The 9,908-nt window shown below is 47.1% G+C and carries 7 protein-coding genes; 3 read left to right on the plus strand and 4 right to left on the minus strand.

The window, feature by feature from the left end:
- Window positions 1-50: 50 nt before the first annotated feature.
- From CAGA_RS08610 to CAGA_RS08620, 3 genes are read left to right on the plus strand one after another with little or no spacing between them, the layout of a single operon-like run.
- Window positions 51-986 carry an AAA family ATPase gene (locus tag CAGA_RS08610; protein ID WP_135659860.1) on the plus strand — a complete coding sequence of 312 codons (936 nt, stop codon included), beginning with the start codon at window positions 51-53 and terminating at the stop codon, window positions 984-986.
- Window positions 987-995: 9 nt separating this feature from the next.
- The gene (locus tag CAGA_RS08615; protein WP_135659862.1) at window positions 996-2,177 is read left to right on the plus strand and encodes a DUF58 domain-containing protein; all 1,182 of its coding nucleotides are present in this window, start codon (window positions 996-998) and stop codon (window positions 2,175-2,177) included.
- Window positions 2,178-2,193: 16 nt separating this feature from the next.
- The gene (locus CAGA_RS08620; RefSeq protein ID WP_135659863.1) at window positions 2,194-4,779 is read left to right on the plus strand and encodes a transglutaminase TgpA family protein; all 2,586 of its coding nucleotides are present in this window, start codon (window positions 2,194-2,196) and stop codon (window positions 4,777-4,779) included.
- A gap of 99 nt (window positions 4,780-4,878) precedes the next feature.
- Here the strand turns inward: CAGA_RS08620 and htpG are convergent, their stop codons facing one another.
- The 4 genes from htpG to CAGA_RS08640 all read right to left on the minus strand — a co-directional run bounded on the left by htpG (window position 4,879) and on the right by CAGA_RS08640 (window position 9,720).
- Complete coding sequence (gene htpG, locus CAGA_RS08625; RefSeq protein WP_135659865.1) at window positions 4,879-6,768, minus strand: molecular chaperone HtpG; 1,890 nt, start codon at window positions 6,766-6,768, stop codon at window positions 4,879-4,881.
- 226 nt (window positions 6,769-6,994) lie between these two features.
- Window positions 6,995-8,179: a cation diffusion facilitator family transporter gene (locus CAGA_RS08630; RefSeq protein WP_135659867.1), complete on the minus strand. Its 1,185-nt coding sequence runs from the start codon at window positions 8,177-8,179 to the stop codon at window positions 6,995-6,997.
- A complete protein-coding gene (locus CAGA_RS08635) occupies window positions 8,180-8,713 on the minus strand; it encodes a FumA C-terminus/TtdB family hydratase beta subunit (RefSeq protein WP_135659869.1) in 534 nt (177 codons plus the stop codon). It lies immediately after the preceding gene.
- 83 nt (window positions 8,714-8,796) lie between these two features.
- Window positions 8,797-9,720, minus strand: a complete 924-nt coding sequence (locus tag CAGA_RS08640) for a magnesium transporter CorA family protein (RefSeq protein ID WP_135659870.1) — start codon at window positions 9,718-9,720, stop codon at window positions 8,797-8,799.
- Window positions 9,721-9,908 lie beyond the last annotated feature (188 nt).

A 9,908-nucleotide genomic window follows, 5' to 3' on the forward strand; every position in this document is an offset into this window, starting at 1 on the left:
TGTTATTTCTATTATACTAGAATGATAAATAATTCTCAGGAGGTTTTAAGATGCAGGGGAAGGCTTCTCAAATCATGAACGAAGTAAAAAAGGCCGTTGTCGGAAAAGACGCGATTGTCTGCAAAGTATTAATGGTCATTCTGGCGCAGGGACACATCCTGCTGGAAGACATCCCCGGCGTTGGAAAAACAACGCTAGCGCTCGCGTTTTCAAAGGCAATGTCCCTTGACTATAAAAGAATACAATTCACCCCTGACGTTATGCCGACCGACGTAACCGGGTTTTCAATATACAACAAGGAAACGGGAAAATTGGAATATAAGCCCGGAGCCGCGCTGTGCAATCTGTTCCTAGCGGATGAAATCAACCGAACCTCCAGTAAAACTCAATCCGCGCTTCTGGAAGTAATGGAGGAAGGAAGAATCACCGTGGACGGGACAACCCGTTCCACTCCAAAACCCTATATAGTGATCGCGACACAAAACCCGGTCGGCTCGGCGGGGACACAGATGCTTCCGGAATCCCAGCTCGATCGCTTTATGGTGCGTCTGACAATGGGCTACCCAAAAATTAGCGACGAAATTGAAATTTTGAAGCGCAAACAGGGGGACGATCCGCTCGATTCCGTACGCAAAGTCGTGGACGCACAGGCCATCCTCAATATGCAGAATGAAACTGACGCGGTATACATATCCGACGATCTCTATGCCTATATCGCGCGTCTGGTCAGCGCCACGCGTGAAAACAGCATGATCCGCCTTGGGGCCAGCCCGCGCGGTTCCATTGCGCTTGCAAGAATGGCGCAGGCCACCGCATACCTTTCCGGCAGGGATTATGTCGTGCCGAAGGACGTCCAGTTTGTTTTCCGCGACGTCATTGAACACCGCATTCTTTTGAGCTCCCAGGCAAAAATCAGCAATGTATCTGCCGGCGCACTTCTGGAAGGGATTCTCAAGGAAGTGCCGGCGCCTTCCATTGCGGGTTAGAGGTGCCCCATGTTTCGTTATCGGCTTTCCTACGGCCTGCTGCTGCTTGCCGCTTTCGTGTTCTGCATCTTCTTCAAGGAATACCTTTCCTTTTTTACATTCCTATTTCTTTTGATCCTGCCCTTGTTTCCCCTCCTTTTTTTACTCGCCGCCGTTCGGAAAACCACCGTTTCGTTGGAAACGGATCGCTTCGCGGCCAATAAAGGAATGGATTTCTCCACCTTTATTGTGCTGAAGAATACGTCGCTTCTGCCGCTTTCCGGCGTAAAAATCCAAATCTCATTCAAGAATGTACTCAGCGGCGAGAAAAAGGAGGAAATTTTGCTTCTTCCTATCAATTCCAAAGCGGAACAGCGCGTGGAATACCGCATGCGTTCGCAATACTGCGGCAGAATCCGGCTTCAAGTGACGAAAATTACCTATTATGACTTTTTAGGTATTTTTTCCGTGCATAAACCGCCTGCCGCTCAGGCCGAGGTATTCGTTACCCCCGGCATTTATCCGATTGATCTAAAAATCGACCATGCGGTGGCAGCACAAGCGGAGAGCAGCGTCTATTCCAAAATAAAACCCGGCGATGACCCGTCGGAAATCTTCGACATCCGGCCATACCGCAGCGGCGACCGGCTCAGAAGCATCCATTGGAAGCTCAGTTCCAAGCTGGACAAGCTGATGGTGAAGGAGTTCAGCCTGCCGACTGATAGTACGGTGCTCCTGCTGGTCGAACTGCTCGCTCCGGATATGGAAACAGCGGACGCCTTGATTGAAACGTTTGCCTCCCTTTCGAATTTTTTGACTGAAAATGCAATCCAGCACCGGATCGAATGGTACGACGCAAGAAACAGCCGTATGGAAAACGCGGCCATCGAAAGCGAGGAAGACCTGGCGGTTCTTCTGAACGCGGTGCTTTCTTCCAGTTATTACAGGGATGTCCCTTATGCCCTGAAATCCCGGGAAAGCATGGATAGCATGCGCTGCGCGCACGTTATCTACATTACCGGCGGGCTGACGGATGCGCTTCCCCTCTTTTTCGGCAGGATGGAAGGAATAAAAGCAACCGTGCTGTACACGGGCAATTTGGAAAACGATCAGGGCGCTGAATTTACGGAGAATCTGAAAGCCATGCATACAGGCATTGTGGAAATACTTCCGAATTCCATACAGGAATCCCTTTCCGGAATTACGTTATAGAAAGCAGGTGTGAAAAATGAGCGAAGGCAAGCGCAATGCAAACTCCGGCATGGAAATCGCCGCCCCGAGTTTGATGGAGCAGAAACCATCCGCCGCTGAAAACGCGGCGTTTTCCTTTACCGTAGTCCTTCTGGGCGTTTTGGGCGCCGCATGGTGCTTTATCTCCGCTTTTTCACTACCTGTCCTACCCCTGACGGTGAACCTGTACGCCCTTCTGTTCGCTGCGGTCTTTACCGTGTCCTACTCGCTGAAACGGGCACGCATTTACATTCATTTCCTATTGGTCATCCTTTACGCTGCCGCGGCTTGGTATTTCCGGGCGGGAATGGCGCAGGGATTTGTAATAACAACCAATCAAATAATGAAAACCTACGCAAGCCGTACAGATTTGGATTTTCCCATTTATCTGGTAAGCGTAAAAAAAGATCTGTATCCGGAAACCTGTACACTATTTCTGGTGTTTGTTCTGTTCATTGTCACCGGCCTTGTGTGCAATGCGGTTATTAAACAAAAAAGCCTGTGTTTCACTTTCCTCGTAACCTCTCCCTTCCTGTTTTCCGCGCTTGCGTTTCTGATTACGCCAAACTTTACAGCGGTTCTTTCTTTGTTTGCCTGTTGGACTGCAATGCTCTTAACCCGGCTCCCGGCGGAAAAAAAGAAGGGATTCCTGAAAATCCAAAGCGGGTATATGTGCAAGAGCGGCGCTACCGCCGCAAGAAGCGGATTGATTTCCATCCCTGCGCTTCTTCTGTGCTTCGCGCTGATCCTCTCCCTTTTCCCCATGCAAAGCTTCCAGCGTCCGCCGCAGCTGGATAAAATGCGTGCAAAGCTGATTGAAGCGGCGGCGGACAGCCCGCTGATGAACGGCAGCAGGGCGCTAGCGGGAAATACAAATCATGTCGATTTAAACCATGCGGGCAATATCCAGTTTACCGGAAAAACCGCCTTGCAAATCAAATCGGACAAACAGTACCCCCTTTACTTAAAAAGCTTTGCGGGAAGTGTTTTTACCGGATCGCGCTGGGAAAAGCTCCCCGATTCCGAGTACACCGCCATAAACCGGCAGCTCGGCGGTCGGAACGTCCAGAACATGCTCTATTGGTTTACATCCCTTCTGCACCAGCAGGATAACCCCCTTTTGAATCCCTTCGGAATACGGATCCGCAGCGTGAGTGCGTCAAAGCAGTGCATTTACGCGCCTTATAACCTTTCCACAACACCGGAAGCCATTACCGGCGTGCATTTTGTAAACGATGAATTTATCCGCTCGGATTCTCTCTTCGGCACCTCCGAATATACTTTCTATGCATACGGACTGGGACCGGGCGAAGTCTCTTCCAATATCAGCGGACTGGTCTACAGCCTGATCACAAAACGCATGTTTCCCTCCACGGATGGGTACAACATTCCGAACCATGTGATGCGCTTTTTTGAAAGCCAGGAGAAATATAATGACCTGAATACCGGGAATGTGGAATCCTATTACAAAACCACCATTCCTGAAAATATTCTGCAGGAAATGGATATTAAAAGCAGGAGCTATATGGAAACAGAACAGGCGTACCGCCTGTTTCTCTATGATAAGTACACCCAGCTTCCCCAAAGCACCCGGGAAAAAGTGCAGAAGCTGTTAAAACAGGAAGGTTTGATGGGTTCTTTAAAAAACCGGACGGCCCTGCAATCCGATTCCAATTCCGGCTCCGACGTAGAAAGCATGGCGAATGCCGTAAAGGATTATTTGGGCAAAAACTGCTATTATACCCTGAATCCCGGCAAGATACCCAAGGGAGAGGACTTTACGGAATACTTTCTGACGAAAAGCCGCCGAGGCTACTGCGTGCATTTCGCCACAGCGGCAGCCGTTATGCTGCGTGCAATGGGTGTACCGGCCCGTTACGCGGAAGGCTATATTGTTACTCCCCAGGACTATAAAAATGCCTTAGCGGACGGCTGGGCGAATATTCCGGACAGCCGTGCGCACGCCTGGGTGGAAATATATTATCCCGGGCTTGGCTGGCAACCCCTGGAGGTTACTCCCGGCTTCAGGGTGGAAAGGAATCTGACGCAGGAAAACAATCCCGTCAACCAGCTCCCTGAGCAAAGCGTCTCTGAAAGCAGCAGCCCCACCCAGGGCAAAGCGGCAAGCAAGCCGGGAGGGCAGGCGGAAAGCAAAGCCCCGAACAGCACCGTGTCCTCTTCGCCGAATTCTTCACCGAAGGCCGGCGCAAAGGCGGTTTCGGATACCAAAGCCGCCCGGTTCCAGATTTTGATTGGGGCAGCGATTCTTCTCGCTCTGCTTGCATTCACAATCCTCAAACGCAAATATATATTAAGCCAGCGGGAAGAATGCTTTGCACAGCCGGATTTCCGCCAGGCCGCAATCAGCGTTTATACGTATCTGACGCAGTTAACACAATTCGGCGGGGAAATCAGCGAGGAAATAAACGATCTTGCTCAGAAAGCAAAGTTCAGCCGGAACGGCGTTACCAAAGAAGAATTAAAAGCCATGACGGAGTTTGCGCATCGTCTCGCTTTGGAAAATTACAGAAGCCTGCCGAAATGGAAGCAGATTTTGTTTAAGTATATTTATAACCTTCTATAAACATCCATATTATTTGCGGCACAACAAAACCTCCTGCTGTATCTACAACAGGAGGTTTTGTTCATGTATGTGGCTTTGGGGATTCCCAAGAATATGGGTTTAATCTTTTGTCATCAGGTTGCAGACCTGATTGGAGAATTCCACCGGATCGTCAATCGTGACGCCTTCAATCAGCAAGGCCTGCGTATACAGAAGGGACGCGTATTCCTTTAAAGTATCCTTGTCGTTCTCATAGAGCGAACAGAGCTTTTTGAAAATCGGATGGTTGGCGTTGATCTCCAAAACGCGCTGCGCGGTTACCTTTTCATTCGAAGAAGGTATGGCATTGAGCACCTTTTCCATCTCAATGGAAATCGCTCCGTCGGTCGACAGGCAAACCGGGTGGGTTTTCAGTTTCTGCGACAGAATAACCTGCTTAACTTTCCCATCCAAGGCATCCTTCATGAAGTTCAGCATGTCCTTGTTTTCTTCCACCTGCTTTGCGGCGGCCTGCTTTTCCTCTTCGGTTTCCAGTCCCAGGTCGTCCGCGGAAACGGACTTGAATTCCTTGTCGTCGTACTTCATCAGCATGCGGATAGAAAATTCGTCAACGCCGTCGGTCAGGTACAGAATTTCGTAGCCTTTATCCTTAACCGCCTCTGTCTGCGGGAGCCTGTCCACACGCTCTACCGTTTCGCCGCATGCATAGTAAATGTACTTCTGCCCCTCTTTCATGCGTGAAACGTATTCTTTCAAGGTTACAAGCTTCTTCTCGCTGGAAGAATAGAACAACAGCAAATCCTGCAAAACTTCCTTATGCAATCCGAAATCCTGATAAACGCCGTATTTCAGCTGCAAACCGAAGTTTTTAAAGAACTTCTCGTATTTTTCCCGTTCATTGGCAAGCATGTTTTCCAGCTCGGATTTGATCTTCTTTTCAAGGCGGCCGGCAATAATCTTTAGCTGGCGGTCGTGCTGGAGCATTTCACGCGAGATATTCAGCGACAGATCCTGCGAATCCACCAGGCCGCGTACAAAGCTGAAATAATCCGGAAGCAAATCCGCGCATTTATCCATAATCAGAACGCCGTTGGAGAAAAGCTGCAAACCCTTTTCATAATCCTTTGTGTAAAAATTCATCGGCGCTCTGGCGGGGATGAAAAGCAGGGCGTTGTAAGTTGCGGTGCCCTCGGTGCTGGAATGGATGACCTTTATGGGGTCTGTGTAATCCATGAATTTACTTTTATAGAATTCGTTGTATTCCTCTTCCTTTATTTCGTTCTTATTTTTCCGCCAGATCGGAACCATACTGTTGAGCGTTTCATTTTCGGTATAGGTTTCGTACTCGTCCTTGGTTCCTTCCTTCAAGCGGGTTTTTTCAACATCCATTTTAATCGGGTAGCGGATATAGTCCGAATATTTTTTCACAAGATTCCGAAGCGTGTAGGTTTCTAGGAATTCATCGTAATTATTATCTTCGGTATTTGGCTTTAATTTCAAAATAATGGTTGTACCGCGGTCTTCCTTCTCGCAGGGTTCAATGGTGTACCCCTCCGTTCCGGTGCTCTCCCATTTGAAAGCCTCTTCGCTGCCAAAGGCTTTGCTCAGCACCGTAACCTTTTCACTAACCATAAACGCGGAATAAAAACCAACGCCGAACTGGCCAATGATTTCAATATCTTCCTTCTGCTCGATTTCCTGTTTGAAATTCAGGGAGCCGCTTTTTGCGATGGTGCCGAGGTTGTTTTCCAGCTCTTCCTTCGTCATACCGCAGCCGTTATCAGAAATCGTAAGTGTGCGGTTTTCCTTATCCGGCACAATATTAATGCAGAAATCGTCGCGGTTCAGGCCGGTGTCGCCGTCGCTGAGCGTTCTGTAATAAAGCTTATCGATTGCGTCGCTCGCATTCGAAATTAATTCGCGGAGAAATATTTCGCGATGTGTGTAAATCGAATTAATCATTAAATCCAAAAGACGTTTGGATTCTGCTTTAAATTGTTTCATCGCCATATCTACAACCCTCTACTTGTGAATTTTAGCACTCTAATCTTTTAAGTGCTAAAGTAATTTTAATACATGCCCCAGAAAATTTCAAGCCCTCGAATGTTAATTTTTTGTATCGTACAAAAGGAAGCGCCAAGGGATATAGGCGCTTCCTTAACCATTCGTATTTTGCCGGTACGGGTTCCGTCCGGTCTTTTATGCAGAAATTGCTCTAACAAACAATGCAAAGGATTCAGCGGATTTTTTCCATTGGAACATAATCATGGTCCACCGTTAACACAACGTAATAGCTTGGATCCAACTTGGAAACCTCATCTGAAATGCGTTGCATCAGTTGGGCATCGCTCATTGGGAAATCAAAGGATACGTTAATGTCAAAAATCAGGTTTGCGTGCGTGGGACCCCATACAACGCGGAAATCATGCATTCCGATTTGCGGCGAAATGTTCCGAATCAAAGCTTTTACCTGTTCCTTAAGTTTGTTTGTCCGCTCGTCGCTGGTAACAATCGGGTCAAGATGGATGACAAGATGAATCCCGTTGTCCGCCAGAAAATCCCGCTCAATATTATCAATAATATCATGGCTCACCATAATATCCTGCTCCGCAGCAACTTCGCAGTGAACGGAAGCAAAACGGCGATTAGGCCCGTAATTATGCACATGAAGGTCGTGAATTCCCAATATTCCGTCGTAGCTCATGATTTTCTCGTATATTTCATCAACCAGTTCTTCCGAAGGAGCCATTCCCAAAAGCGGATTGCTTGTTTCGACGATCAGCCGCACACCAGTAACCATAATGAAAACAGCAACAATCACACCCAGGTAGCCATCCAGATTGAATCCGGTAAAATACGTGATCAGTAGGCCGAGAAGCACCGCAGACGTTGCAAAAACGTCGTTCAAGCTGTCTGCAGCCGTAGCGGAGATCGTAGAGGACCCAATTATCTTCCCCACTTTCTTATAAAACAGGCACTGCCAAATTTTAATCAGTATGGAAAGAATCAGCACGCCAAAGGTCAGCATGCTGAAATCAGCTTCCTGTGGGTTCAAAATCTTGTCAATCGAGTTTTGAATCAACTGGAAACCGACAATCAGTATCACAAATGATACGATTAATCCGGATAAATACTCGATGCGAGCGTGACCGTAAGGATGTTCTTCATCTGCCGGCTTCCCGGCCAGCTTAAAACCAACCAGCGTAACAACAGCAGAACCCGAATCGGAAAGGTTATTGATTGCATCCGCAGTAATTGCAATGCTGTGAAATACAACGCCAGCAATTATCTTAATGACAAACAGCAAAACATTCGTCGCAATGCCAACCGCACCGGAAAATTTACCGTAGCACTCCCTTACCTTCTCATCATCCTTGTTCTTGTAATCCTTAACAAATGTTCTGATTAAAAAATCAAACAATTACTCCACCTCAAACAGGCTTCCTCCGCAGCAATCGATCGTCGTAAATAAAGGAAAATCCTCAATTTGCAGCTCTTTTACGGATTCACAGCCTAAATCTGGAAAGGCAAGAATTTTTAAGGAACGGACGCATTTTGCCGCGAGTGCGCCTGCTCCGCCGATTGCACAAAGATAAACCGCACTATTCCGTTTGATGGCGTCAACCACCTCTGGGGAACGCCCCCCCTTGCCGATCATACATTTCAGTCCCAAATCCAGTAGGCGGGGGGCAAATACGTCCATTCGGGAGGATGTAGTCGGTCCGCACGCGCCGATCGGCAGATTCGGCGGAGTCGGAGTCGGCCCTGCGTAATAAACGGTGGCATTCTTCAATACAAATGGTAGCTTTTCACCATTGTCGAGCATAGCAAAAATGCGTTTGTGAGCCGCGTCACGAGCGGTATATACTGTTCCGCTCAACAGAATTTTATCACCAGCCCGCAGTGTTTTTGCCGCCTCGGCAATCTCACTCGTATGAATTCGTATTCTCTGCATACTAACCTCACAATCAGAGTAGGGAACTGTTTTACAGTTCCCTACGACATTTTCATCCATTATACCTTATATTGGCTACTTAATCAAAACATTTTTTTCTTTCTCAAAATAAAATAAGAAATCACCATGCAGATGACGGAAAGACTTACTGGAAACCAGAAGTTTGCAACCGGCATCCCATTTACATTCATTCCATACATACCGGATATAACGGTCGGTATGGAAATCATCAGCGTAATAGAAGCAAGTGCTTTCATTACAATATTTAAATTATTTGATATAATCGAAGCAAACGCATCCATCGTGCCGGAGAAAATGTTCAGATAAATGCTGGACATTTCAATCGCCTGTTTAACCTCAATCAGAACGTCTTCAATCAAATCCTGATCTTCTTCGTAAAGCTTTACAACGCGACCGCGCATAATCTTCTCAATTGTTATTTCGTTCGCCTTTAAAGAGGAAGAAAAATACACCAGGGATTTTTCAATATCCAAAAGCTGAATCAGCTCGGAATTCTTCATGGATTTCCGAAGCTCTTTTTCAATAAAACTGCTGATCTTGTCAATCTGCTTCAAGTACTGTAGATAACGCGTCGCTACGCGAAGCATGATATGAAGGATGAAGCGGGTTTTCATATTAGTCTGAACATCCTTGACAACATCCTCGGAAAACTCACTAATCACCGGGTTTTCCTTTGTAGAAACGGTAATAACGTTTTTCTCCGTAATAATAATGCCCACAGGCATCGTCGAATAGGTGATGTTTTTTCCAGATTTCTCAATAACCGGAATATCAATAATAATCAATGTGCTGCTGTCTTCGCGGTCAATGTGCGAAGATTCTTCTTCGTCCATTGCAGCCCGAAAGAAATCCGGTTCAATATTGAAATCCGAAATAAGGCTGTTAACCTCCGCATCGTCCGGCGCCACGCAGTTAATCCAGCATCCAGGTTCACAGGAAGGAATCGGCGTAATATGGCCGTCGATCGTCTTGTAATAGGATAGCATTGCGCTCGTCTCCTTTATTATGTTTTTGATATCGTCGACTGAAAGGGTCAGGTTTCACAATGATAGAGTACAATAAAGTTCGCAATTTCGAGAAGGTATAGAAAAGCCATTGGGACTCCTTTAAAATGAATGGTGTCAAGACATTCAAAAAGGAGTTGGTCCCAATGACTCAAGGAAAGAATAACACA

It is taken from the genome of Caproiciproducens galactitolivorans (assembly GCF_004768785.1).
Classification (GTDB): Bacteria; Bacillota; Clostridia; order Oscillospirales; family Acutalibacteraceae; genus Caproiciproducens; species Caproiciproducens galactitolivorans.